This is a genomic window from Alistipes provencensis, from assembly GCF_900083545.1.
GTDB classification, from domain to species: domain Bacteria; phylum Bacteroidota; class Bacteroidia; order Bacteroidales; family Rikenellaceae; genus Alistipes; species Alistipes provencensis.
Genome location: NZ_LT559262.1, coordinates 1,579,585 through 1,604,789, shown reverse-complemented (window position 1 = coordinate 1,604,789; position 25,205 = coordinate 1,579,585). Strand labels below are relative to the sequence as shown.

The 25,205-nt window shown below is 55.9% G+C and carries 17 protein-coding genes and 2 tRNA genes; 9 read left to right on the top strand and 10 right to left on the bottom strand.

The genetic code is table 11. The features are described from left to right. Window positions 1-18: 18 nt before the first annotated feature. Together BN5935_RS06420 and BN5935_RS06415 are read right to left on the bottom strand one after the other, a co-directional pair. Complete coding sequence (locus tag BN5935_RS06420; protein ID WP_064975384.1) at window positions 19-1,749, bottom strand: OmpP1/FadL family transporter; 1,731 nt, start codon at window positions 1,747-1,749, stop codon at window positions 19-21. A gap of 35 nt (window positions 1,750-1,784) precedes the next feature. Beyond that, entirely contained in the window at window positions 1,785-2,840 is a 1,056-nt protein-coding gene (locus BN5935_RS06415; RefSeq protein WP_064975383.1) for a hypothetical protein, read from the bottom strand. A gap of 316 nt (window positions 2,841-3,156) precedes the next feature. Between BN5935_RS06415 and BN5935_RS06410 the strand changes: the two genes are divergently transcribed. Together BN5935_RS06410 and BN5935_RS14860 are read left to right on the top strand one after the other, a co-directional pair. Next, window positions 3,157-3,243: transfer RNA gene (locus BN5935_RS06410), tRNA-Ser, on the top strand. Window positions 3,244-3,465: 222 nt separating this feature from the next. Then, window positions 3,466-4,746, top strand: a complete 1,281-nt coding sequence (locus tag BN5935_RS14860; protein WP_082944044.1) for a DNA cytosine methyltransferase — start codon at window positions 3,466-3,468, stop codon at window positions 4,744-4,746. A gap of 58 nt (window positions 4,747-4,804) precedes the next feature. Here the strand turns inward: BN5935_RS14860 and BN5935_RS06405 are convergent, their stop codons facing one another. Together BN5935_RS06405 and BN5935_RS06395 are read right to left on the bottom strand one after the other, a co-directional pair. Next, window positions 4,805-5,590, bottom strand: coding sequence for a hypothetical protein (locus BN5935_RS06405; RefSeq protein WP_064975382.1), 786 nt, complete (start codon window positions 5,588-5,590; stop codon window positions 4,805-4,807). Window positions 5,591-6,230: 640 nt separating this feature from the next. Further along, the gene (locus BN5935_RS06395; RefSeq protein WP_064975380.1) at window positions 6,231-7,481 is read right to left on the bottom strand and encodes a DNA methyltransferase; all 1,251 of its coding nucleotides are present in this window, start codon (window positions 7,479-7,481) and stop codon (window positions 6,231-6,233) included. 100 nt (window positions 7,482-7,581) lie between these two features. On the opposite strand from BN5935_RS06395, the gene BN5935_RS06390 reads away from it, so the two are divergent. Both BN5935_RS06390 and BN5935_RS06385 read left to right on the top strand, forming a co-directional pair. Further along, on the top strand, window positions 7,582-7,884 hold the full coding sequence (locus BN5935_RS06390) for a helix-turn-helix transcriptional regulator (RefSeq protein ID WP_064975379.1): 303 nt from the start codon (window positions 7,582-7,584) through the stop codon (window positions 7,882-7,884). After that, window positions 7,877-8,617, top strand: a complete 741-nt coding sequence (locus BN5935_RS06385; RefSeq protein ID WP_204244893.1) for an MvaI/BcnI restriction endonuclease family protein — start codon at window positions 7,877-7,879, stop codon at window positions 8,615-8,617. The genes BN5935_RS06390 and BN5935_RS06385 overlap by 8 nt, the downstream gene beginning before the upstream one ends. A 255-nt stretch (window positions 8,618-8,872) precedes the next feature. On the opposite strand, the gene BN5935_RS06380 is transcribed toward BN5935_RS06385, so the two are convergent. After that, a complete protein-coding gene (locus BN5935_RS06380) occupies window positions 8,873-9,592 on the bottom strand; it encodes a Dph6-related ATP pyrophosphatase (RefSeq protein WP_064975377.1) in 720 nt (239 codons plus the stop codon). 47 nt (window positions 9,593-9,639) lie between these two features. On the opposite strand from BN5935_RS06380, the gene BN5935_RS06375 reads away from it, so the two are divergent. The 5 genes from BN5935_RS06375 to BN5935_RS06355 all read left to right on the top strand — a co-directional run bounded on the left by BN5935_RS06375 (window position 9,640) and on the right by BN5935_RS06355 (window position 19,408). Further along, window positions 9,640-11,217: a cobyric acid synthase gene (locus tag BN5935_RS06375; RefSeq protein WP_147625781.1), complete on the top strand. Its 1,578-nt coding sequence runs from the start codon at window positions 9,640-9,642 to the stop codon at window positions 11,215-11,217. A gap of 227 nt (window positions 11,218-11,444) precedes the next feature. Continuing rightward, complete coding sequence (locus BN5935_RS06370; RefSeq protein WP_064975376.1) at window positions 11,445-16,169, top strand: translocation/assembly module TamB domain-containing protein; 4,725 nt, start codon at window positions 11,445-11,447, stop codon at window positions 16,167-16,169. Continuing rightward, entirely contained in the window at window positions 16,144-18,456 is a 2,313-nt protein-coding gene (tamL, locus tag BN5935_RS06365; RefSeq protein WP_064975375.1) for a translocation and assembly module lipoprotein TamL, read from the top strand. Before BN5935_RS06370 ends, tamL begins: the two co-directional genes overlap by 26 nt. 362 nt (window positions 18,457-18,818) lie before the next feature. Continuing rightward, complete coding sequence (locus BN5935_RS06360) at window positions 18,819-19,199, top strand: hypothetical protein (protein ID WP_064975374.1); 381 nt, start codon at window positions 18,819-18,821, stop codon at window positions 19,197-19,199. A 121-nt stretch (window positions 19,200-19,320) separates the two neighbouring features. Further along, a tRNA-Ser gene (locus BN5935_RS06355) sits at window positions 19,321-19,408 on the top strand. A 303-nt stretch (window positions 19,409-19,711) separates the two neighbouring features. Here the strand turns inward: BN5935_RS06355 and BN5935_RS06350 are convergent. From BN5935_RS06350 to BN5935_RS06330, 5 genes are all read right to left on the bottom strand, one after another. Then, window positions 19,712-20,608 carry a glycoside hydrolase family 43 protein gene (locus BN5935_RS06350; protein ID WP_235821138.1) on the bottom strand — a complete coding sequence of 299 codons (897 nt, stop codon included), beginning with the start codon at window positions 20,606-20,608 and terminating at the stop codon, window positions 19,712-19,714. A 52-nt stretch (window positions 20,609-20,660) separates the two neighbouring features. Further along, window positions 20,661-21,737, bottom strand: coding sequence for a glycoside hydrolase family 43 protein (locus BN5935_RS06345; RefSeq protein ID WP_064975372.1), 1,077 nt, complete (start codon window positions 21,735-21,737; stop codon window positions 20,661-20,663). A 156-nt stretch (window positions 21,738-21,893) separates the two neighbouring features. Then, window positions 21,894-22,898 (bottom strand): GRP family sugar transporter, encoded by a 1,005-nt coding sequence (locus BN5935_RS06340; RefSeq protein WP_064975371.1) that lies wholly within the window; start codon window positions 22,896-22,898, stop codon window positions 21,894-21,896. A 13-nt stretch (window positions 22,899-22,911) separates the two neighbouring features. Beyond that, entirely contained in the window at window positions 22,912-23,946 is a 1,035-nt protein-coding gene (locus BN5935_RS06335) for a nucleoside hydrolase (protein WP_064975370.1), read from the bottom strand. A 59-nt stretch (window positions 23,947-24,005) separates the two neighbouring features. Further along, window positions 24,006-25,187, bottom strand: coding sequence for a hypothetical protein (locus BN5935_RS06330; RefSeq protein ID WP_064975369.1), 1,182 nt, complete (start codon window positions 25,185-25,187; stop codon window positions 24,006-24,008). Window positions 25,188-25,205: the final 18 nt, after the last annotated feature.

Genomic DNA, 25,205 nt, shown 5'->3' with positions numbered 1-25,205 from the left:
ATTATTATGTATATGCCTTTAGAAGCGGAATCCGAGCGTCAGCGCCACGTTGTGACGGGTGATCTCGGTTTTGTAGAGACCGCTCGTGTGGATTTCATCGGGCTCGACCCCGGCCTCGTCGTACCGGTTGCCGTAGAACAGCATGTAAGGGGTCAGCTTGTTCCGTGCATAGCAGTATGCAAGGTCGATGTAGGCACGCTTGAAACTGATGCCCAGTCCGGCCGTATAATAATTCGTCTGGTAAACGACCGGAGAGGAGAGAATAATGTCCGAGTCCTTCAGCATCGAGCCGTTGTACCCGTAACCCGCACGCACCGCGAGCATCGGCAGCGGCCGGAACTCGGCACCGATCCGCAGGGTGTTCGAGCCTTTGTAAAAAGTCTTGAAATTCTGCTTGAAATCATACATCGTCATGCCGGAGGGCTGCTCGGGCATCTCCTTCATCCGAATCCCGTTGTACCAGTCGCGCTCGTAGTCGACCGACAGGACGGCCACCCGTCCGAAAGTGTACGAGGCGCCGAACAGCAGCCGCGAGGGCGTCACGAAACACCACGAGTATTCGTTCTCGTCGCGCCATTCCGGGGAATATTGTTCCGACGTGTACTCACGGGGCCGGAAATCGCTTTTGTCAGCATCCGTGGGCCCCAGCGAAATTGTCGACATGGCGACCTGATAGCGGCGATTGAGGGAGTAATAGGTCGGGGAGTGGAAAGCCACGCCCAGACGAAGCCCCGCAAAGGGACGATACGTCAACCCGAGTTTGAAATTCACACCCGAACCGTCGACGATCGAGGTCTGCGTCATACCCATCGACTGCATCACATTGGAAAGCGGGTCTCCGTTAGCGTATACGGCAGGATCCCCGGTTCCGTAACCATATCCGTAACCGTTACCGCCTCCGTAGGAGTAGGCCTCGCCGTAATAGAACTCCTTTTTCTGGTAGATGCGCTGAATGCCCAGCGTAAACCCGAAATAGAGTTTGTTGTCTATATTCCCGCCCATCGAAATATCGAACTCGCCGGCCGATCCGGTGCTGCGCAGCGACGTACCCGCGTCGATGACCGCATTGCTGCCGATCTCGGAAGGATACCACTCCCCGTCCCCGTTCATATCGAGCAGGTAAGACTTATAGCCTGCCACGCCGTTCCAATACATCGGGTCGATATCCCAGTTGGTGAATCCGCCCTGACTGATAGCACCGCTTTGGCTGATGCCGATATTCCCGGATTCCAACTGGACGGCCAATGCATCGGCGATCGAGGAGTTGCTACCCCCGTACTGGAACGAATAGTTGTAGTTATAGTCGGCCAGCCGGTTGTAGCCGATACCCAGATTGAAGCTGACCAACCGTCCGGACCCTTCGTAAACATTGAACACGGCGCCGATATTTCCCAGCGCGAAGCGGTTCCGTGAATTGCCCTGATACGGCGTCATCCCCTCGGTCGACGAGCGCGACAGGCTCAGCATCGGCGTTATCGCCACCTCGTTGTCGAGATACATGCCCAATCCCGCCGGGTTGATCGACATCGACGCCTGATCGGCGCCCAAGGAGGTGAATGCACCGCCCATACCCATCGAACGCGCGGTGCTGAAGTTGAACTGCACCTGCGAAAGGGAGAACAGATCGCCGGGGCTCATGGCATCGTTACCCAGCATCATGCCGCCGATCTCGTAGTTAAAATTACTCTGTGCTGCGGCCGGGCCCCACCCGACCAGCAGGGCGGCAGCCGCTATCCATACTTTTTTCATGGCTTCTCTTTTTACTTACACCTGATTATCCCCGGCTAACGTCCCCGCGAACTCGAACCCGTGGTTCCGCCGCCACCGCCGCGCGAACCTCCGCCACCGCCCGAAGGAGCCGAGTAGGAAGGCGACGAATAAGAGGGCGAATAGCTCGACGACGAGGACGATCCGCGGCGTCCGCTGTTCTGGCCCGTATTCGAACTGCCCGGATTGTAGGTATTGCGGTCCGAACGGGTGTTCGACGGACGGTAAACGCCTGACGAAGAACTCCGGCGGTTGCCCCGGTTCCCTCCTTGGTAAACGTCCGTCTTGAAGCCGCCGTTGCTTCCGGGACGACGATAGGTATTCACCGAATTGCCGGAACCCGAATACGGACGGGGACGGTTCACGATCGTCGAAGGACGGTATGACCCGTGCCCTCCGCCATGCCCCGGGCCCCAACCCGGACCGGGGTGATGATGGTGTCCGCCGTGCCACCCGGGCCCCCAGCCCCATCCGGGCCGGTACCAAGGATCGTACCACGAACTATACCACGGCCCCCACGGGCTGTACCAAGGATTGTTCCACGAATTCCACCCGAAGCTCCAGCCCCAACTGCCGATCGAAAAGCTGGGTCCCCACGGCCTGTTCCAGCCCCAGTACCACGGATCGCCGTAAACGACCGTACCCCACGTTCCGAACATCGACGTGACGTACTTGGGCTCGACCCATACCTGATCGCCCGAGATAACGATGTTGTAGAACGCCGGATCGTAGGCCGAAGCGTAATTGAACGCGCTGCTGTAACGCGCGTTGAGATAACTCGACGGCATTTTGTAGCTCGGCGACTCGAAGCCGCGCAGACGGCGCGCATAGGCGCTTTCGTAGTCGTCGGCCAGTACGCTCTCATAAGGATTCGCATCCGCAGCCTGATACTCGTAATAGTTATTCTCGGCAGCAGCGGCCTCGGCCTGTTTCTTGCGGGCGATCTGTGTCTTGTCATGCACGGCGTACAGGTCGTCGGAGGCGTACCCCGCCGAAGCATAATATGCCGACGTGCAGCCGACCATACCGGCGGACAGCAAGACGGTTCCGATTAAAATTTTCAACTTTTTCATAGCGCAGAAAGTGTTGTTTGCGTTACTCTTTATCTAAAAACGAAAACCATACCGCTTTTAGTATCATTTCATCCTTATAAACGGCCCCGCGCGGAAAATACTGCACGCGCGCAATGGGACTCTCGCCACCAAAGATAGGTATTATATCCGGAAAAACGTGAATCGGACGCCCCGGCATGGCTTTTTTTCAACCGATTGCAATTTTTTCCGCATGAAAATGTGCGAAAATAAAAAATATGTCTATATTTGCAGTCCCAAAACAACGGTTTTGGAGCCGGGAGGCCGGGACGCGGGTCCTTCTCCCGCGACCGAAAAAGGAGAGATGCCGGAGTGGTCGATCGGGCCGCACTCGAAATGCGGTGTACGGGCAACTGTACCGGGGGTTCGAATCCCTCTCTCTCCGCAACAAAGGGTGTAAATCAAGCGATTGCGAGATTTACACTTTTTTTACGCCCAATTTTAAAGGGTTGAAAATAAAAATTTATGCTGACTTGAAGAAGGTGAAAAACTTTTCTTTGGGTCAGCATTTTTTGCTCCCCGCCATAACAAATATTTAAGTCAATTCCGCAATGTATGTCACTGAAATTTGATACCTTTACACGCAAATCTAAGTTATATAACTTTAATGAATAATAAAAAAGCAATTAGTCTATTTTGTTCATCAGGAATAGGAGATTTGGGGCTTAAGGCAAACGGAATAGATACTGTAGTCGCTTGCGAACTTCTTCGGGAAAGAATGGGTTTATTCTTAAATAACTATCCTGAAGCCAAAGGATTCTGTGGAGATATTTGGGAACTAAAAGAGCAAATTATAGATTACTACAAATCGACATATAAAGAATCTCCGTTTATTTTAATTGCCACTCCTCCCTGTCAAGGAATGTCATCAAATGGAATGGGTACGATTCTAAACAACCTCAAAAAAGGAATTCGACCTCAATTTGATCCTCGGAATAAGTTGATAATACCAGCCGTAGAGATCGTAAAAGCGTTAAAACCCGAGTGGGTGATATTTGAAAATGTCCCCAATATGATAAACACCATTATTGAAGACGGTGAAAATGTAATCAATATCATTGAATATATAAAAAAAGAACTTTTTGACGAATATGTAGGTAAGCCAGTGGTTGTGGACGTTGCAGATTATGGAGTGCCACAACATAGAAATAGACTGATAACTATACTTACACGAAATGAAAAAGGAATAAAAGAATTTTCAGATAAAGGTCAGCTAATTCCAATGCCGACTCATTCGGAACACGGCTCTCCTTTTGTAAGTAAATGGCTTACATTAAGAGATGTCATAGGTAAACTTGCCCCAATTAGTTCGCGTGCCGGGGATAATGTCGACCCCAACAATCCTTTGCACAAAGTTCCTATTTTAGATGACGCTAAGCTGACATGGGTAAAACATACTCCTGAAAGACAAACAGCAATGAATAATCAATGTATTAATCCTTCTTGTCTATATCAAGGTAACAGATTACATGGTACGAAACACAATTCCGAAGGTGTAAATAAAGCAAACACCGATACACCTCTTTATTGTGAAAAATGTGGTTCTTTACTACCTCGTCCATATACTGTTGATAAGAAAACGGGAGAAAAACGCATAATGAAAGCTTTCACTAGTGCATATAAGAGAATGGCATGGGATGTTCCCGCCAGTACGCTAACACAAAATTTTCAATATGCCTGTTCGGATAATAAACTACACCCGACACAAGATAGAGTTTTATCTTTATATGAAGGATTAGTTATACAGACCATAGCTGATTATCCATATTCTTTTGTTATCAATGGAAAAATGGTCAATGATGGTTTAATCCGTGATACGATTGGAGAAAGTGTTCCGCCAAGATTGACGGATGTTATTGTAAAGCATATAATAGAGATTTCACAGTAAACTGCTATAATATACCATAAACAATGAGGCTGACCAAATTTGGTCAGCCTCATTGAGTTTAAACAAGATTCCTGTCAACTCTATATCCTATCCATTTTTGCTTAGCCAATAAGTCAATATACAGCCTGTCATTGATAACGGCAACCCAGTTATTGCACATTTTTTTAATTCCAACAGAGTTCATAATAGATACACTTGTAGTTCTACCTCCGTCTTCTTTTGGTTGCACGATTTTGCCCCAATCGCCAATCTCTAAGCTATCTTGGTAAAAAGCAGCAACATATGTAGGCAGGCCGTCAATAAAATCCCAAAGTATGGCAAGTAAATGATTTGTTGTTCTATGATGGGCTTTCCAATCAAAGCCATTGACAAGAGTTACTCGTTGCTCTCCAATTAGGGGTTTCGGTACTTTGTCTGCAGAAGGCGTGCTTCCACAGGTTGCCTTTACTTCAATACCTCCATACTTAAACGGGCTAAAATGTTCCTTGTCAATCGGATATTTTCGTCCATCTTTTATGGAATATAATTTTTCAAAATATGCTTTTTTCTCAGGTGTATCAACTAACAGTAGATCCGGGTAGCCATCCTGATGTAAATTTGATTCTAATTTCCCATCAGACAATTTCATGACACTTCTCGCAAAATATTCTCCAATCATACCACTGAGATTGCGCATTCCAAGAGTTTCGAAAATATTAATATCAAAACGCATCGTAGTATCACTCAGTTCTCTCAGTGCATTATTGGCGAAATTCATTGCAACTGCAACTTCGGCTGGTGTAAGAACTTCAATTCCTTCATATGCTATGCTAGCATCGGGATTTAAAATATACTCTTTGTCCATAGATGATATTCTTAGAATCCAAAAAGCCTCTTTCGGTAAAGAGAGAGGGCATGGAGTGATTATCGGTATCAAGGCCCAGCACCGCCCTCCAGACAACAACTTTTATCCTCGCCCTCAAGTAGAAGCGTGAACACCCATTGATCTGGCTGAACTGGAGTTTATGAAGTGTTAGTTCTGATACTCAGTTGAGCAAGGATATTCAGACTTATTTCAAAACTTATTTGCCTTCTGATGTTTTAATTTAATTATCATACATCCGATTTAGCCACAAATATATAGCTTATACAAAGCTACTACAATATTTCTTATATAAAGCCATTATTTGAGAGATTTTATCGTCTCGGGAGATTGTTTAACTCTATTTTTTACATGAACAGGCTAAATATATCACAATTCAATGGCTGACTAACGGGTTTTCCATCGAACTCATCTCTTCAACCCATAGCCCTCTTGTCCATCCATGTCAGGATGATGGGCAATATCGGAAGCGGTTCTGCCAGCTCTCTCTGCTTCGTGTTCGGGAAGTTCCCCGATCTTAGAAGCCGAGGGCCAACCATTTTCCCCCGATATGGGAGCTTGACCCTTGGAGTGGTGCCTGATGGCTTCCTCTGTCTCATCAAAGTGTGGGCTTTTAACATCATTATAGTTTAGTCATAATCACAATATATTCTTCGGTCATAGTATTAACATTAGCCCCTTTCTTATTGGAGGGGCTGGTTTTGCTTGGCATTCTTTTATTGGGAATGGAACGAACATATGTAATTTCGTGCTTGAAGCCGTTCTTCTCAAACATTTCAGCAGTAAAATAATCCAATGGAATTTGCACTTCTTTTACTGTTCTATTTCCAACAACATAACAAACTCTACCTCCCTTTCTAACAACACTAGCTACATTCTTAATAGACTGAGAATACTCGTCTAAAAATGTAACAACCTCGTAATATCGTTTTATATCAGATTGTTTTATCAACGCTAATTCCATTGCTAAAGTGTCTGTATTTATGGCATCTATTTTCTTAGGAACTCCCCCCATAAGGGTACGGTCTATATTTTTTGCATTAGGAAATTTAAACCACTCGCTGGCCCATCTTGAAAATTGTCCATAAGCAACGGTTGTACGACTGTCTCCATAAGGAGGGGAAGTTACCACCATATCAACACTATCTTTTGCTAATAATGAATTAGGTATCTTATACACACTATTGCAGTCGGATATATTTACCGTAAACTCCAAAGCATCTTTTAAAAAATCGTTTAGACCATCCAAATTTCGTCTTACTTTATCAGCGATTAAGACGAATGGATTGGGATTATAGGTCGGTATTTTCTCGGCATCAATTCGATAGCGTTTAAACTCTCCGTTTCGAGTAAATGAAACATCTCTTATGATTTCTGCCAATGCAAGATTGAAAAAAGGTTTGGTTGCGGCGAATTCTATACCATTGATTACTGATGATAAGTATTTCAATTTTATTAAATTCTCTTTACTGTACCAATAATCATGCTTAGTTATGTGTTCAAAATCTGTTTCAACATATTCCCAAGCGTTCATATCAAAACTATCTATCTTCCTCAATATATATTTGAATGATTCTTCAACCTCACTGATATCAAATCTAGTTGTCTTGACCTCTGCAATAAAACGAGCCAACGGGTTAATATCTATTCCGACTGAATCAATCCCTTTTATTGCTGCTTCAACAAGAGTTGTTCCTGACCCCATATACGGGTCTAAAATCATTTTTACTGAACCTTCAGGTGCGAAATCGCAAATTAACCTCCTTGCAATTTGCGGAATCATCATTGCAGGGTAATTATGATAACAATGTGTATATTCTTTGGTGTTTGAATCTCTAAAATCCCAATCTGACGTATATTCTCTTCTGTACATAGTTCCAGATATTTTTGCAAAGATAACAAATCACTCTCAATATGAGAGTGGATAAGGTTTTTTTATTTTCGAATTTTGCTCTCAAAATGAGTGCAAGATTATGGAGATAAAGAAAACAGACTATCAACTAAAGATTATAAATATCTTAAAGGAGTTGAGACAGAACCAAAATATGACACAAGCTCTTGTTAGTGACCTTTTGGGGATAAATAGCTATGGCCAGATTGGCAATATCGAAAGTCCAAAATTCCCGCATAAGTACACTCTCAAACAAATAAGTGTCCTGTGCCGAGAATTTAATTATCCTATTGAATCCGTGTTCCTCAATGAAGAGGAACTTAAACTGGATAAAAATGAACTTGTAAGGTGTTTAATTGAAAAATTAGTAGAATATGATGGATAAGAAACTGATTGTTAATGAATTTAACAGAATTAAGGCTTTGGGGTATCTCAAAAGCCGTAGAATTCATAATACAGGTATAGGAAAAACATTTGAGGATTATCTTGGTGTTGATGAGAATAATAACAAAGCTCCAGATTTTGCCGGATTTGAAGTTAAAAGCAAAAGAGCCGAGACATCATCGTACTTAACTTTATTTACCAAAAGCCCCTCTCAGCCACCTAAAGTAAATACTTATTTAAGGGATACATACGGGGAAAGCTACAAAGATAATCCAAACCTAAAGAGGTTGCACACTTCGATATTCTCCAATAAATGCAATACTTATAGAGGGATTTATGGCTTTATCATAATAAACGATAAAGTCAATAAAAGAGTGGTTATAGAAATTAAGAATCTTCAATCTAACGAAGTTGACAGGTCTGCTTACTGGACTTACGAAGAACTTGACACATGTCTAAATTCTAAACTTAAGGCGCTATTTTTTGTATATGCAGATTCAAAAATAGAAAACGGAGAAGAGTATTTTCACTATACAAAGGCGGAGATTTACTTAAAACCATCAATCAGCAAGCTATTACAATTAATTGACGATGGTAAACTAATGATAGATATTCGCATTGGATCGTATAAAAGTGGTAAAAACAAAGGCAAGCCACATGACCATGGAACAGGTTTTAGAATAAAGCCAGCAGATTTATATTCTCTCTATGAAGAAAAAATAGAGATCCGGTAATCTTATACTATATAGCCGAGAGGAGATACTGAAATCAGTACTTCCTCTTTTTTTGCGACTTACCGCGCAAACAGCTTATTACAAATAGTTTACACAGGTTTTAACAACTGATTCCCTCACCAATGGTGAGCGTTTGGTGAGCGTTTTTCATGGCATAGCATATCTGCCCGTTAAAAGTGTGTCTTTCTTCTTACGCGGATATCCCCTTCTCTTTCAGCACATCGGCGGAGAGCAGAGCAACGGGCTGCTCCGACCTCAGGGAGCTTCCGGCAGATTGAGATTTGCGAAACAATAGGCGTGTTTCTGCACGGTTCCGTCCTCCAGTTTGACCGAATAGGCGCGGCGCAGGGGTTTCCCCAGCGAGAACTCGACCGGAATCCGGAACATCCCGCCCGCATAGCAGAACGTGTGAAACTCGCCGTTCTCGCCGCAGGGGTCGACGCCCTCCGGAAGTTCCGCCACAAAGTCACGGTCGTACTCGCGGCCTACGAAACGTTCGTCGAGCAGCACAGCATTGGTCGTCACGACGACGGTCCGCAGCCCCGAGGCAAAAAACTCCTCGGCAACAGCCTTCGTGTCACACCCCCACAGCGGTTCGACGACCGTAATGCCGCAGGGAGCCAACTGGCGTTCACGGTAGGCGCGCACCTCTTCGAGACAGATGTCGCCGAAGATAAAGTGCCGGACTCCGAGTTTCCTGAACCGGTCGACGGCCCCGGACATGGCCGTTTCGTACTCCTCCGTCGAGCCGTTGGTGGGGAGTTCGACCACCTCCAGCGGCAGCCCGATGCTCCCGGCCTGCCGGCGCAGCAGCCAGACCGGAATGCCGTGCATCGAGGAACGGCGGGTGTCCCGGTTGACCGTCGTCAGCAGCGAAACTACCTCATAAACACCCTCCTGCAGGACGCGGTACAGGGCCAGTGCGGAGTCTTTTCCGCCGCTCCAGTTGAAAACGGCCGGGATTTTCGGATTCATGGGCAATGAGGTTTTGAAAAGACAAAAATAAGAAATAATATTGTACCATGAATAAAGGCCACCTCCACACTTACACCGGAAACGACAAGGGCAAGACCACCGCCGCTTTCGGGCTGACCGTCCGGACGCTGTGCGCAATACACGAACTGCACCCGGTGATGTTCGCCGGCACGGGCAGCGACGTGGGCAAGAGCCTGCTCGCCGCGGCCTTCTGCCGTATTCTCCGACAGGACGGGTACGACCCCGCACCGTTCAAGGCCCAGAACATGGCCCTGAACTCCTTCGTGACGGCCGACGGCGGCGAGATGGGCCGGGCGCAGGTCGTGCAGGCCGAGGCCGCGGGCGTGGAGTGTCACACGGACATGAATCCCCTGCTGCTGAAACCCAACACCGACAAGGTCTGTCAGGTGATCCTCAACGGCCGGGCCGTCGGGAACAGCTCCGCCGCCGAATTTTTCCACGCCGGACCCGAACGGGAAGCTCTGCGGCGCGAGGTCTGTGCGGCCTACGACCGGCTGGCGGCCCGCTGCAACCCCGTCGTGCTCGAAGGCGCCGGGAGCATCAGCGAACTGAACCTGCGCGACACGGACCTCGTGAACATGCCGATGGCGGCCCACGCCGGAGCGGACGTGTTTCTGGTGGCCGACATCGACCGCGGAGGCGTATTCGCCTCGGTGTATGGGACGATGCAACTGCTCGAAGAGTGGGAGCGGTGTCTGGTCAAAGGTATCTTCATCAATAAGTTCCGCGGCGACATCAGCCTTTTCGACGAGGGCCGCCGGATGTTGGAAACGCTTTGCGGCATCCCGGTGCTGGGGGTCATCCCCTACCTGCGCGACGTGCATATCGAAGCCGAAGACTCCGTGGCTCTCGACCGGCGCCATCGCCGGGCCGAACCCGGAAAGGTCAACATCGCGGTCGTACTGCTGAGCCACCTCTCGAATTTCACCGATTTCGATACGCTGGAACGCCTCCCCGGCGTCTGCCTCTACTACACCGATTCGCCCGACGCGCTCGACGAGGCCGACATCGTCTTCCTGCCCGGCTCCAAAAGCGTGATGCCCGACCTCGCGGAACTCCGCCGCAAAGGGCTGGCCGACAAGATTGTCCGGCTGGCCGAAGCGGGACGCACCGTGGCGGGCATCTGCGGCGGCTACCAGATGATGGGCCGCACCATCCGCGACCCGCACCACGTCGAAAGCGACACCGCGACGATGCCGGGATTGGGGCTGCTGCCCGTCGAGACCGTGCTGACCGGCGAAAAGGTTACCCGGCAAATCCGATTCACCCTCCCCGGCGACGACCGCACGGGATCGGCCTATGAGATTCACATGGGGCGCACCGCCCCGCTCCCCGGACACGCGGCGGAACCGCTCACCGATCTCACCGACGGAACCAGCGACGGCTGCGTGGCCGGAAACTGCATGGGAACCTACCTGCACGGAATTGCCGACAACCCCCTTTTCATCGACCGCCTGCTGCGGCCCTTCGCCGACCGGCTCCCCCGGACCGAATCCGTCGATGCACGCACCTACAAGGAACAGCAGTACGACCTGCTGGCCGACCATGTGCGCCGGAATACCGACATGGAGCAGTTTTATCGAATCATAAGCGCCTCTGAATAGATTCGCACGCCGAACTACTCCCACTGCCCCCCCCCGTAAAACGCGAACGGAAAAGACCGTAAATGTCCTGAATGAGACCGTTTATCCGGGCCTGCGCGTTTGCGTAATCGCCCGATTTTTAGTAATTTGCGGCCGGATAAATTCGTCCCTTCGCGCCCTGCGAGCCAATAAACAATTAGATTTCAATGGCTTGCCTTTTGCAGCGGACGAAGTTGTCCGTTTTGCAAATGCTCAAAAAGATCGTAAAATATACACTCCGGACGCTGCTCGTCGTCCTGCTGCTGGTGTTGCTGATCCCCGCGCTGCTCTACATCCCGGCCGTGCAGGATTTCATCCGCGGCAAGGCGGTCGGCTATGCCTCCGAAGCGCTCGGCATGGAGCTCTCGGTCGGCCGCATCCGCCTCGCCTTTCCGCTCCGCCTGACGGTCGAGGAGACGCTGCTGGTCGACCGGGCCGACACGCTCGTCGACTGCGGCAAACTGTCGGTGGACGTAGCCCTGTGGCCCCTGATCCGGAAAGAGGTCGTCGTCCGCAGTTTCGAACTGGACCGGGTCGCGGCCCACTACAGGGACTCCACGGGAGGTCTGGATATGCGCATCGCCGCCGGACAACTGGCGCTCGAAGAGGCCCGGGCCGACCTGCGGGCCCAGACGGCCGGCATCGCCCGGATCGCGCTTTCCGACGGCGACATCTTCCTCGACCTCGCGGAATCGGCCCCTGCGGAGAAAGCCGACAGCACCGCTCCGTTGGCGTGGTCGTTCGACATCCGGCAAATATCGATCGGGAACACCGCCTTCGGGATGCGGACCGCACCCGCGGCGACCGAACTCTCCGTGCGCCTCGCCGACGGGGAGATCGAGGCGTGCCGCGTCGGTCTGGGCAGCCAGCAGGTCGACGTGAAGAGCGTCCTGCTGGACCGGGGCGCCTACTCCTACCTGACCGCCCCGGCCGACCCCGAACAGGAACCGGCAGCCGAACCCGCATCCCCCGACGATGCGACGCCCTCCCTGCCGTGGACCGTGCGGGTGGGCAGCGTCGCGCTGACGGATAACCGAGCCGAATACGGCACGCTGGGCCACCGCCCCGCCGCGGGATTCGACCCGGCGTTCATCGCCCTTTCGGCCCTCGACCTTACGATCGATTCGGTCTACAACCGGGGCGCCGACATCGCCCTGCAACTTCGCCGACTGGCGTTCATCGAACGCAGCGGCCTCGCCGTGCGCGACGCAAGCGGCCGGTTCGAAATGGACTCCACGGGCATCGCGCTCTCCGGATTCGAACTCGAAACACGTTATTCCCAACTCCGGGCCGAGCTGTCGGCCGGCCCCGGCATCCTGCGCATGGAGCCTGCCACACCCCTCTCGGCAGACCTCTCTGCGTCGGTGAACACGCAAGAGATCGCCGCCCTCTACCCGACGGCAATCCCACCGGCGCTGAACGACCGCACGGTCCGGATGAAACTGACCGCAGCGGGGACCTTGGCCGACATCGGCCGGATCGGGCTCGACGTCTCGTCGCCCGGACACCTCGATTTCACCGCCGACGGCCGGGCGCAGAACCTGCTCGACCCCGAACTGCTGAACGCCTCGGCCCGCTTCGAAGGCGATTTCCGCGACATGAATTTCCTCATGGAGCTGCTGCCCGATTCGGCCCTGCGCCGCCGCGTGGCCATCCCCGACCAGATCGGGCTCCACGGCTCGGCCGCAACCGACCGGGGCGCACTCTCGGTCGCTTCGACGCTCGCCGTCGATGCCGGACGAATTATCCTGAACGGCCGTCTCGATCCCCGAAAGGAGAGCTACGACGCCGAACTCCGGTGCGACAGCTTCCCGGTCAACCGGTTCCTGCCGGCGGACTCGCTGGGGATGCTCGCCCTCTCGCTGACGGCCCGGGGCGCCGGATTCGACCCGTTCCAGACGCAGACCCGGACAAGCCTCCGGGCGCAGATCGACCATGCGGAGTACCGCGGCTACGACTTCGGCGGCATCGGGCTGGAAGCCGACCTCGAAGAGCAGCATATTTCGGGTGCGCTCTCCGACCGGAACGAAGCCCTGCGGCTGTCGCTGCTGCTCTCCGGTATGCTGACCGAGGAGCAGCAGCAGGTGCGTATCGCGGGCAAAGTCGCCGATTTCGACCTCGCGCAGATGGGATTCACCCCGGAGCGGATCGGCGGATCGTTCCTGCTCGACGCCTCGGCCTCGGCCACCCGTCCGGGCAGCTATGCCGCCCGCATCGGACTGGACAGCATCGAAATCCGGAATGGCTACCGCACCGACCGCATCCGTCCCACGAGCGTCGCGTTCGCATCCGACACGGCCTCGACCCGCGCCGAGATATCGTCCGGCGACCTGTCGCTGCGGTTCTCCTCCCGCAGTCCGCTGGACTCGCTGATTGCGGCCCTGACCCGGAGCGCCGACACGCTGGCGCGGCAAATACGCCTCCAAAGCGTCGATATGGAGCAACTGCAACCCGTGCTTCCCGATTTCGACCTGCAGGCCACGGCCGGGCGGAACAACATCCTGAACAACCTGCTGAGAAGCCGGAAAGCCTCGTTCGACGCGCTGGAAATCCGGGGCGGCAACCACGACCTGCAGCCCGTCTCGCTCCGGATGCGCGTCGAAGGACTCGCCTCGGGCGGCATCGTGCTCGACACCGTGAAGCTCGGCATCACGCAGGAGGCCAGACAACTGGCCTATTACCTCCGCGTGGCGAACACCCCCGGCAACCTCGACCATGTGGCTCAGGCCGCCGTGTACGGCAGTCTCGCGGGCAACACGGGACAACTGAACCTCTGGCAGAAAGACCGGTCGGGCCGCGAGGGATTCCGCTTCGGATTCGACGTGGCATGGACCGACAGCCTGATCCGCGCGAGCGTCACGCCCCGCAATCCGCTGTTCGGCTTCGAACCTTGGGAGGTCAACCCCGGCAACTACCTCGTCTACCGCTTCGACAAGCGTGTCGAAGCCGACCTCGATATGACCCACGGCACCCAACGGTTCGCACTCCGGAGCGTTACGGCCCCCGGTTCGCCCGACGGCATCCGCCTCGACATCGCCGGACTGAACATCGGCTCAATGCTGGAACTGCTCCCCTCGGCGCCGCCCGTCGACGGCGTGCTGGGCGCGGACGTGACGCTGAACCTCGCGCCCGACAGCCTGTGTCTCCGGGGCGACGTCTCGGTGGCAGAACTCTCCTATGCCAAACAACGCTTCGGAAATATCGACTTCGGGCTCTTCTACGGCCAAGGCCGGGGACATCGGGCCGACGCCCGGCTCACGCTCGACGGCACCGAGGTGCTGGCCGTCGGGGGCGACTACCGCGCCGACCGCGAAAGCCCGCTCGACCTGACGGTCACGGTCCCGGGGCTTCCCCTGCAACCGGTCAACATCTTCCTGCTCGCAGACATGCTCCGCCTTTCGGGCGACCTCCAAGCCAAAGTACATGCGCAGGGCACCCCCGACCGCCTGAATCTCAACGGCGGCGTGCGCTTCGCCGGGACCGAGGTCCGCGTGCCGATGATCGGCACCTCGTTCCGGCTTTCGTCCGACACCATCCGCATCGCCGACAGCCGCGTCCGGTTCGACAACTATGCCGTCACAGCCCCGAACAAAAATCCGCTGACGATCCGGGGCAGCGTCGACCTCTCGGACTTCGCCCGGATGAAGGCCGACCTCGCACTGCGAGCCTCCGACTTCCAGTTCGTGAACGTCGCCCGCAAGGAGAAGGCCCCGGTCTACGGCAAGGCCTACCTCGACCTCGACGCCACGGCCCGGGGGCCGCTCGACGAACTCGTCGTCCGCGGCAGCCTCGCGCTGCTGGGCGGCACGGACATCAGCTATGTCATGCAGGATTCGCCGATGGACGTGAAGGAGCGCCCGCAGAACGTCGTGACGTTCGTCTCGTTCCGCGACCTCGACGCGCAGGAGCCCCCCGAAGCGGCCCCGGCGGTCAAGATCGGCGGCATGGACGTGCTGATGAACGTCGACATCAACAGCGACGTGAAAGCCGGCGTGGACCTCTCGGCCAACGGCGAGAACCGCATCGACCTGCAGGGCGGCGGCAACCTGACCTACACGATGAACCCGCTGGGCGACGTGAGCCTCTCGGGAAAATACGTCCTCTCGGGCGGCACCGTGCGCTACAACCCGCCGGTCATCTCCCAGAAAATCTTCCGAATCACGCCCGACGGCTATGTCGAATGGGTGGGCAACATCGCCGACCCGGCCTTCAACATCACGGCCGTCGAGACCGTCCGGGCCAACGTCTCCTCGGACGATCAGGACGCGCGGCCGGTGAACTTCAACATCTCGATCAACATCCGCAACACGCTCAACGACCTCGAGGTGAGCTTCGACCTCTCGGCCCCCGAAGACCTCACACTGCAAAACGAGCTGAACTCGCTCACGGCCGAACAGCGGGCCACGCAGGCGATGAACCTGCTGATCTACAACACCTACACGGGTCCCGGATCGACGGGCAAGGCCTCCTCCGAGAATCCGCTCAACTCGTTCATCCAGAAGGAGCTCAACCAGTGGGCGCAGAACAACCTGAAGGGCGTCGACCTCTCGTTCGGCATCAACTCCTACGGCGAGGACGACCCCAACGGCCAGCGTACCGACTACTCCTACCGCCTCTCGAAGAACCTCTTCAGCAACCGCGTGCGGGCCGTGATCGGGGGCAAGATCAGCACCGACGCCGACCCGTCGCAGAACCTCAAGGAGAACCTCATCGACGACATCTCGCTGGAATACATGCTCACCAAACGGGACAACATGTACCTGCGGCTGTTCCGCCACACGGGCTACGAGAGCATCCTCGAGGGCGAGATCACCGAGACGGGCGTGGGCTTCGTCATCCGCAAGAAGCTGCTGCGGCTGGGCGATCTGTTCCGGCTGACGAAGCGCAGCATCGAAAAACAGCAACGAAATGAGTCCGAAGAACATCCGAAATAGCGTCGTCCTGTTTGCCGCCGCCGTGCTGCTCGCGGCCTGCTCCACCACCCGGCGTCTGGGGGCGGACGAGGTCCTGTACACGGGTGTGAAGAAGATCCGCATCGAACCCGACTCGGGCGTCGTGCTCTCCGCAGCCGCCGAGTCGGCCGTGAAGGAACCCCTCTCCGTGGCCCCGAACAACCCGCTTTACAGCCCCTACCTGCGCACGCCGCTGCCCATCGGATTGTGGGCTTGGAACTACCTCTACTCGCCCAAGGAGAAGGGCTTCAAATACTGGTTCTTCAGGCGGCTGGCCAAACAACCCGTGCTGATCTCCAAGGTGCAGCCCGAACTGCGCACGCGGGTCGCCGAGCAGGTCCTCGAGAACTACGGTTATTTCGGTTCCCGGGCCTCGGACTCCCTGCTCTACCGCAAACACGGCCGCAAAGCCAAGGTGAATTACACGCTCCGGATCGCACCGCCGTTCCGCTATGCCGACATCTCCTACCCGACGGTCGAAGGCGGACTGAAACCCCTGATCGACAGCATGCGCACGACCTCGCTGCTCCGCACAGGGGCGCAGTACAACCTCGACACCCTCACGCTCGAACGGCAGCGCATCGCGCGGCTGCTGCGCAATCGGGGCTACTACTATTTCCGCCCGGAATATATGGAATACCTCGCCGACACGACGCTCGCCCCGCAGCGGGTCGACCTGCGGCTGAACCTCAAGCCGAACGTCCCCGAGGTGGCCCTCAAACCCTACCGCGTGGGCGACATCACCGTGCGTCTGAGCAATATCAAGCCCGGACCGACGGACACCCTCCGGCTGCGCAACGCCACGGTCATCGCCCAGCGGCCGATGAAGATACGTCCCAAAATCCTCGCCCGGGCCCTCGCCCTCGAACCCGGCCAGCTCTTCACCGTCGACGCCCAGAGCCAGACGCAGACCAGCCTCAACAAACTGGGCATCTTCCGCTCGGTCAACCTGAGCGTCACGCCGCTCGACTCCCTGCGGGGCGCCGACACGCTCGACGTTACGCTCGACGCGCAGTTCGACTACCCCCTCGAGGCGGCCCTCGAGACCGACGTAACCACCAAATCGAACAGTTTCATCGGCCCCGGCATCACCTTCAAGGTCAGCAACAACAACCTCTTCCGGGGCGGCGAGGTCCTCGCCCTGAAGCTCAACGGCTCCTACGAATGGCAGACGGGCAACCGCAACTCCGGCGGCCGCTCCTCGCGGCTGAACTCCTACGAACTGGGGCTGAACGCCAACCTCAACATCCCGCGCCTGCTGCTGCCGGAGTCCATGACACGCCGCCTGCGCTATGCGGGAAGCACCTCGTTCCAACTGGGCGTGGACCTGATGAACCGCCCCAGCTTCTTCCGGCTGATCGCCTTCAGCGGCTCGGCGGGCTACAATTTCCAGACCTCGCCCTACAGCCGCCACACGCTGACGGTCTTCAAGCTCACCTACAACAAACTGCTCCACACGACCGAGTCCTTCGATCAAACAATGGACGAAAATCCGGCCATCGCCATGAGCTTCCGCAACCAGTTCGTGCCGTCGATCGGCTACACCTACACGTTCGACAAGACCTACGGCGCCACGGGCAACCGCCGCCTCTATTGGCAGAACAGCGTCACTTCGGCAGGAAACCTCCTCTCGGGCATCCTGCGGGCCTTCGGCGAGCGGCAGCCCCAGCACCTCTTCGGCAACCGCTTCTCGCAGTTCGCCAAGGAGGTGAGCGAATTGAAATTCTACCACCGCCTCGGCCGCCGCAACAACTGGCTGGCGACGCGCCTGCTCGTCGGCGTGGGCTATGCCTACGGCAATTCGGAGGTGATGCCTTACAGCGAACAGTTCTACATCGGCGGCGCCAACAGCATCCGGGCCTTCACGGTGCGTTCGCTGGGCCCCGGCAGCTACCGCCCGCCCCGCGACGACCGCAACGGCTACCTCGACCAGACGGGTGATTTCAAACTGGAAGCCAACGTCGAATACCGCTTCGGGCTCCTCGGGAAGCTCGGCGGGGCCGTATTCCTCGACGCCGGCAACATCTGGCTGCTGAAGAACGACCCCAAGCGTCCGGGTGCGGAGCTGAAATGGAAGGGCCTGCTGAACGAGATCGCGCTGGGCACCGGATTCGGATTGCGTTACGACATCAGCTATCTGGTCATCCGCGCCGACCTCGGCATCGGCCTGCACACGCCCTACCCGAATCCGGACAAAAAGGGCTATTACAACATCTCCAGCTTCAGGGACGGACTGGGTTTCCATCTGGCCATCGGCTATCCTTTCTGACCCGTCGACCGGCGCCGCAGGCTTGAAAAACAGCCCGGTTCCCGATCTCGGAAGACCGCGCCGTAAGCGGTCCGAATTTGATTTTCACGCCCGAAATATACCTGTTACGCCATATTACATCTTTTATTATACAATAAGATTTTATAATTTAATCTTAACCATTAGGACAGGAGTTGCCCGTACGGTTTCTAAACCGGATTTTTGTTTTATGAACATAACAGGACCTGCACAACTACGGTATCCGGCGGGAGTTCCGACCGTGCCGTTACGATCTTAATCGATCCATAGTCGCTGTCGCCCCCTTCGTACATACATGGTAGTTTTTGCCGGCCGAAGTTTAACAACCCAAAAATTCGATCATCATGTACGATCCCAACCACCTGAAACTGCGCGTTGCCGTCGCACGGTCGCTCAAAACCTTCTATTACGAAGACGGAAATTCCAACCGCAACTACAAACGGATTTACAAGGCATACGGCAAATACCTCGGAGCGACCTACGACACCTTTCTCAACTACCTCAAGGAGGAGAAATACGATCTCTCGGGGATGAAGCTCCCTCCGCATATCGTGGTGACGACAGCACTGCTCGAACCGATCAAAACCGCCTGCGACCGTCTCTACGCCCGTCGGCCGAACGCCGTATGGACACTTCCCGAAATCGCCGCCGAGGTGCTCGCAGTCCTGCACAAAGAGGCTGAAGAGGAAAAACCGGTCCGGAAGATCCGCATTGAACGGCCTTAGAAGTCCCGCCGCCGCTCCACCCGTTCCGATGCATAAGAGATTCTGCAAAGGGCTTCCCGCAGAAAATTGGGGCTGTCATTTGCAGAATCAGGAAATATTGCGTACTTTTGGGGCACCTTTCGGAAAGATGCAGGAGTGGTTGAACTGGCCCGCCTGGAAAGCGAGTAAACCCCTAAAGGGTTTCAGGGGTTCGAATCCCCTTCTTTCCGCAAAACGGAAAATGCAAAAGAAAAGGGCTGTAACTCGGTTACAGCCCTTTTTGTTTTTCAGGACGAATCGAATTTATTCGAAATCGTTCTGAAAACGAAAAGTCAGCCGCCGAACAGCGGCTTTCTTTTGCATTCTCCGTCTTGCAGGGATGCCGCCGGCAGGCAGGGGAAAGACGAGCGCAGCGAAGTCAATTCCCAAAGAACGCGGAGTGAAGCGAGTCAATCCCAGCCGCCACGAAGCGAGTCAATTTCGGGCACCATGAGCGCAGCGCCGGCAATTCCTTTCTCGATCCTGCAACCCGGCTACTCCGCAATCACCGGAGTCGTGTATTCGGGATCGATCTCCATCAGGCGGCACTCCTGCCCGTCCCGGAACCGCACGTCGGAGATATACATCTCACGGGGATGGATCGCTTCCCGGCTTTTGTGGGCATGGAAGACGATCTTCAGCCGGCCTTCCTCATCGCAAAACAGCGCACTGTGCCCCACACCGACCAACTCGCCGGGATTCTGCAACAACGGATTATGGCCGTATTTCGTCCAAGGTCCCAGCGGCGAACCGGCCGTCGCACAGCCAATCCCATAGGACGGGCTTTCATAGCTGTTGGCCGAATAGACCATATAGTAGGTTCCGTTCCTTTTAATCACGAAACACCCCTCGTTCACGCGGGGCCACACCTCCTCCCAAGGCTGTGAAACATGAATACACGGCCGCATCGTCTCCTTTTTCATCGTCACATAGTCGTCCTCCATCTCGACGACCCAAATATTCAGCCCGTCGTTGAAGCGGTCGAAATACATATACGCCCGGCCGTCATCATCGATGAACAGCGTATTGTCGATACATTTCTCGTCAGCGATCATCGGCTTCTTCTCCTGCTGCACGAAAGGCCCCAGCGGCGAGTCGGAGACAGCAACGCAAATGTGCTCCTCGGCGGAGAAATACATGTAAAACCGCCCATTCAGCCGGTAGACCTCGGGAGCCCAGAACCATTTCTCGCCCCAGACATCCGAGCGATGCAGTGCCAACCCTTCGCGGGCGCCGCCCTGCGCCCGTTTCCAAGACATCAGGTCCCGGGAAGTCCACACCTCGATGCCGTTCACGGCACCCGTGCCGTAAGCGTAATATACCCCATCGTAAAGCAGGATGAACGGATCGGCCAGAGGCACCTTCCGAGAGCCGTCCGCAGGCCCCGACATCGCACCGGTCAGGACGAACAGCGCCGGGATCAATAAAAACAGACGTTTCATATCACAATCTGGGTTTGGGCCGGCAGTCCGTCGACGGACCGTGAACGACCAGTTTTCCTTCGGGGGTTATCTCCATGGGGTCGATAAAGACGACGCGCCGGTCCCCTGTCGCCGAGGTCCGTCCGTGGTACACGCAATAGCGGCCGCCGTCGGCGAGTGTAAGCACCATGTTGTGGCCCGTGCCGGTCACATCCCCGCCGCGGTCCGTATTCTTCTGCAGCACGGGATTGTCGGCCGATTTCACAAAGGGTCCGAGCGGCGAATCGGAGGTGGCATACCCCACGGCGTAGTGCTCCCCGCCGTAAAAATTGGCCGAATACATCATATAATACCGCCCGTCGTCCTTCAGAAGGAAAGAGCCCTCGGTCCAGCGGCGGTTCACCTCCCGGGAGGTGACCGAACGGCTCTCCCACTCCGCCTGAGGATCGTCCATCGTCGCCGGCGGCATCAGCAATGCCACCGGTTGGCCGATGATCCCGCTGAAATCGGGCTTCATCCGGACGCCGTAGACCCAGCTCTCCTCGATCTCGTCGTACAGTCCTTCGCGGCGCGCCCACTCCGAAACCCCGCTCTCCACACTGTGCTTGTAGCAGCAGCGGGAATAGTAGAGATAAACGCTTCCGTCGTCGTCCCAAAACACATTGGCGTCGATCACCGGATAGCCGGGGTCAAAAATCGGACGGTCGTACATATCGGTGAACGGTCCGGCCGGCGAATCGGACACGGCGACACCGATCCGGAACGTTTCGGCATCCCCGTTCGGATTCTCCCGCCAGTTGGCGCTGTAAAACAGGTAATAACGGCCGTCGCGCTCGTACACCTCGGGAGCCCAGAAGCAGTCGACGCCCCAACTCTCCTCACCGCGCTGATAGGCGACGCCGGCATCCCGCCATGTGACGAGATCGTCCGACACGCAGACCCGGAATCCGGCCGCGGCCCCGCCCGTACCGTACATATAGAAACGACCGTCGGAAGCCGCCAGCACGAACGGGTCGCCGAAAGCGACATCCAGCGGATTGTTGTAACTCCCGCCGCAGCCGGCAAGCAGGAGCGATAAAAGTAAAAAGAGGCTCTTCATGCGGATAGATTTTGCAGATAACACAAAGATAGGCATCCTACCCTGTGGAGAATGAAAAAATATTCCCACAAATTGTAACTATCTGACCAATCAGGCCCCTGCACGACCGAAAAAGGCCGTGATTGTTCACGGCCTTTCCATCTACAATATTTTTTATCAGCTCCCCCCGGAGACGACGATCAGCGCCAGTCCGACCACGAACAGCAGGAACATCAGCCCCAGCAGCCGTTTCACGGAACCGCCCGCCCCCTTGAACTCTTTCCAGACGAACACGCCCCAGAGCGCGGCGACCATCGGCGCACCCTGCCCCAGCGCATAGGAGACGGCGGCACCGGCCTTTCCGGCCGCGATGTAGCTGAACAACGTTCCCAACGCCCAGATGCAGCCGCCCAACACACCGACCAGATGGGTCGAGAGCCCTCCCTGAAAATACTGCCGGTAGGAGACCGGCGCCCCGACGAACGGGCGTTTCATGACCAGCGTGTTGAAAACGAAGTTACTCAGGAACACACCCACCGAGAAGATCACGAAGGCGCTGTACGGCGTGGCCATCCCGGCCCGCGGAGCGGTGAAATCCGTGAGGTCCATGGCCGCGGCCACGAAACGGTAGAAGAGCGACATCAGCACGCCCGCCAGCACGGCCAGCAGGATGCCCTTGCGGTTCGGCGACTCCTTTCCGCCACCTCCGCGTCCGGCGGCTATCCCGTTGCAGACGACCGCCACGACGATCAGCGCCACACCGATGAACAGCAGGACGGGATCGCCCTTGGGCGCCCCAATGTAGTTGACGACGACCCCCAGCACCAGTGCGATGCCGACCCCCAGCGGGAAAGCCACAGCCATGCCGGCGATGGAGACCGACGCCGACAGCAGGATATTCGAAGCGTTGAAGATCACGCCGCCCAGCAGGGCGCTGCACATCTTTCCGGTCTCGACCTGCGCGATGTCGGTGAGGAAACTGCGGCCCTCGCTGCCGAAGCTGCCCAGCGTGAAAGCCGCGAGCAACGAGAACAGCAGCATGCCGATCGTGTAGTCCCAATAAAAGAGTTCGTAGCGCCATGTACGGGCGGCCATCTTCTGGGTGTTGCCCCAAGAACCCCAGCAGAGCATCGTCACGATGCAGAAGAGAACGGCCAGCGGATAGTTGTTTACGATAAACATAGTCGGTCGGTTTTTAATTCGGATTATTTTCGGCGCGCCGCCCCGTACAGCTCTCCACCAGCCGGGCGGCAGCCCCCGGAATATCCTCCGGGGCAATGGTCATGTAGCGGTGACGGCCTGCGGGATCGGGCGTGAAACGGCTGTACCCGTCCTCGGCGATCGTGATCGTTCCGGGTTCGGAGACGCCCAGACAACTCCCTTCGGGCTCTATGGCATATAGCACCGACGTCAGGTCCCATGTAGGACGGTCGTAGGGCATCGGCTTGTAAATCTTGTAGGAGACGCACAGCGGCGCCGCCTCGCCCCCTTCGAAATCCCGGAGCACACTCGACGCCGGGTAGAGGATGCGGGTCCCGACCTCCGAACCGCTGGCCACGAGCGGCGTGGGCCACTCGGCGAAGAGCGTCCGCGACGCCCCGAGGTCCTGCATGACGTTCCACTCCGGGTTGTTGAAGACGTCGTCATTGTAGGTGCCGCCCATCACCGAGAGCAGCCGCACCTTGCGGGCCGCCAGTTCGCGGCCCGTCAGGGGACTGAACTCATCCCCGGGGGATTCCAGCAGCCGCGCTACGTTGGTGTAGGGCCCGACGGCGATGAATACCACCGACGAATCGGCCGCCTCGGCCAACAGCCGGCGGTAGAGTTTGTACCCCTCGGGAATGTCGTCGGCAATGCTCCGCGCAGGGGTGAGAATGGGTTTGCCGCCGATCAGCGTGTCGAGCGTCCCGGTCACATAGTCGCCCGCCTCGGGCAGGGGATTGGCCCCGTCGTAGACATAGCCCAGCGGGATGTCGTTCAGGCCGTTGTGACGGCAGTAGGCGTCGACGTACTCGATGGCCCGGGGATACATCTTGCCGATGCCGATGCCGCGCAGGTCGATCCGTCCCTCCTTGTGGTAGTTGAGAAGCATCTGCAATGCCAGCACGTCGTCGATGTCGTTGCCGGGGTCGGTGTCGAAAATCACCGGTATGGGCTCGGGAACTTCGGCCGGCTGCGAACAGCCGCCCGCCAGCAGGCACAGACAGCCCAGTAATGCGATGTGTTTCATGGTGCGTAGTTTTTAAAACCGCCCGGGCAGGACCCGCCCGCCCGGGAACGGCCGTTGGTTTAAGGCTGCGGCATGTCCTCCACCGCGATCATCTTGAATTCGAAATACTTGTCGCCGAGCGCCTGATAGTTCACGAAATCCGGGCGTCCGTCCGCTCCGCAGCAGTAGAACGAGTAGACGCCGATCTTCGTGCCGTTTTCGGTCACTGTCAGACAACTGCTCATCAGATCGGGCGACGGATTGGGATGGCTGTCCCAGAGGGCGAAGAAGTGTACGAAACGCACGTCGCCCGAGCTGTTCACATCCATGAACCAAGCGTCCCACGGGTCAGCGCCCATGGCTCCCGTGACGGGATCGACCGGGTTGTTGGGCCATGCGTTGCCCGTCCACTGCAGCACGCTGTGCGTGGCCACGTTGTAGAAGTTGTAGTACTCCAGCGCCGGTACGGGACCGTAACCGAAATAATACCCCTTGCGGAACATCTGTTTCTCGCTGCCGTCCCACGTCTCGACGTTGTAGGGCGCCGCAGGATTGTTCACGTCGGCGGCCACGACCTTCGTCAGGTCGTTCTTCAGGCAGATGACGTAGTCCTTGCCCTCGCGCCACTTGAACCAGTTGCCGTAATCGCTCTTGACGGCCGTCAGCGTGAACTGCGTGGTGTAGGTCGTACCCTCGTCGTAGGTCAGCGTATGCTTGATGAGCTTCGTACCGGCCGTTGCGACGGAGTAGTCCAGCCGCTCCGAGGTCGAGACCTCCTTGTTGTCGACCTGCCACGAATGGGTGCCGGTGATGCCGGTCAGCGTGGCCGACAGCCGGACCATCTCGCCGATACTGCGCTCGAACGTGCGCTTGTCGGTCGAGAACGTGATGCCGGGGTTGGCCCCCTGCGAAACCTCGACCGTGAAGGGATGACGGTCGGCGCCGTAGCCGTTCAGGGCCGAATAGACGACCTCGAAGGTCCCCGGATCGGCAAAGGCGTATTCCAGCCGTGCCTCCTGCCCGATGACCATGTCGCCGATCTTCCATTCGTGCTGCACGTTGTAGCCCTGTGTCACGGTGGCTTCGAGTACGAACGCGGCTCCGGTCAGGGCCTCGAACGAGGTCTTGTCCGACGAGAGGACCGCCTTGGGCGGTATGGTATGTCCGGGGATGTCCATGTCGTCATCGTCCGAACACGAAGTGACCGCCGGCGCGAGGAAAAGCAGCAGCGTCAGGTAAATGAACAGTTTGGAAGTTTTCATAATCCGTTTGGGTTTTAA

What these genes read in the sequence shown, in the direction of transcription:
- BN5935_RS06420 (WP_064975384.1), bottom strand. Translation starts at nt 1,749, where the DNA reads ATGAAAAAAGTATGGATAGCGGCTGCCGCCCTGCTGGTCGGGTGGGGC.
- BN5935_RS06415 (WP_064975383.1), bottom strand. Translation starts at nt 2,840, where the DNA reads ATGAAAAAGTTGAAAATTTTAATCGGAACCGTCTTGCTGTCCGCCGGT.
- BN5935_RS14860 (WP_082944044.1), top strand. Translation starts at nt 3,466, where the DNA reads ATGAATAATAAAAAAGCAATTAGTCTATTTTGTTCATCAGGAATAGGA.
- BN5935_RS06405 (WP_064975382.1), bottom strand. Translation starts at nt 5,590, where the DNA reads ATGGACAAAGAGTATATTTTAAATCCCGATGCTAGCATAGCATATGAA.
- BN5935_RS06395 (WP_064975380.1), bottom strand. Translation starts at nt 7,481, where the DNA reads ATGTACAGAAGAGAATATACGTCAGATTGGGATTTTAGAGATTCAAAC.
- BN5935_RS06390 (WP_064975379.1), top strand. Translation starts at nt 7,582, where the DNA reads ATGGAGATAAAGAAAACAGACTATCAACTAAAGATTATAAATATCTTA.
- BN5935_RS06385 (WP_204244893.1), top strand. Translation starts at nt 7,877, where the DNA reads ATGGATAAGAAACTGATTGTTAATGAATTTAACAGAATTAAGGCTTTG.
- BN5935_RS06380 (WP_064975377.1), bottom strand. Translation starts at nt 9,592, where the DNA reads ATGAATCCGAAAATCCCGGCCGTTTTCAACTGGAGCGGCGGAAAAGAC.
- BN5935_RS06375 (WP_147625781.1), top strand. Translation starts at nt 9,640, where the DNA reads ATGAATAAAGGCCACCTCCACACTTACACCGGAAACGACAAGGGCAAG.
- BN5935_RS06370 (WP_064975376.1), top strand. Translation starts at nt 11,445, where the DNA reads ATGCTCAAAAAGATCGTAAAATATACACTCCGGACGCTGCTCGTCGTC.
- tamL (WP_064975375.1), top strand. Translation starts at nt 16,144, where the DNA reads ATGAGTCCGAAGAACATCCGAAATAGCGTCGTCCTGTTTGCCGCCGCC.
- BN5935_RS06360 (WP_064975374.1), top strand. Translation starts at nt 18,819, where the DNA reads ATGTACGATCCCAACCACCTGAAACTGCGCGTTGCCGTCGCACGGTCG.
- BN5935_RS06350 (WP_235821138.1), bottom strand. Translation starts at nt 20,608, where the DNA reads ATGTCGGGGCCTGCGGACGGCTCTCGGAAGGTGCCTCTGGCCGATCCG.
- BN5935_RS06345 (WP_064975372.1), bottom strand. Translation starts at nt 21,737, where the DNA reads ATGAAGAGCCTCTTTTTACTTTTATCGCTCCTGCTTGCCGGCTGCGGC.
- BN5935_RS06340 (WP_064975371.1), bottom strand. Translation starts at nt 22,898, where the DNA reads ATGTTTATCGTAAACAACTATCCGCTGGCCGTTCTCTTCTGCATCGTG.
- BN5935_RS06335 (WP_064975370.1), bottom strand. Translation starts at nt 23,946, where the DNA reads ATGAAACACATCGCATTACTGGGCTGTCTGTGCCTGCTGGCGGGCGGC.
- BN5935_RS06330 (WP_064975369.1), bottom strand. Translation starts at nt 25,187, where the DNA reads ATGAAAACTTCCAAACTGTTCATTTACCTGACGCTGCTGCTTTTCCTC.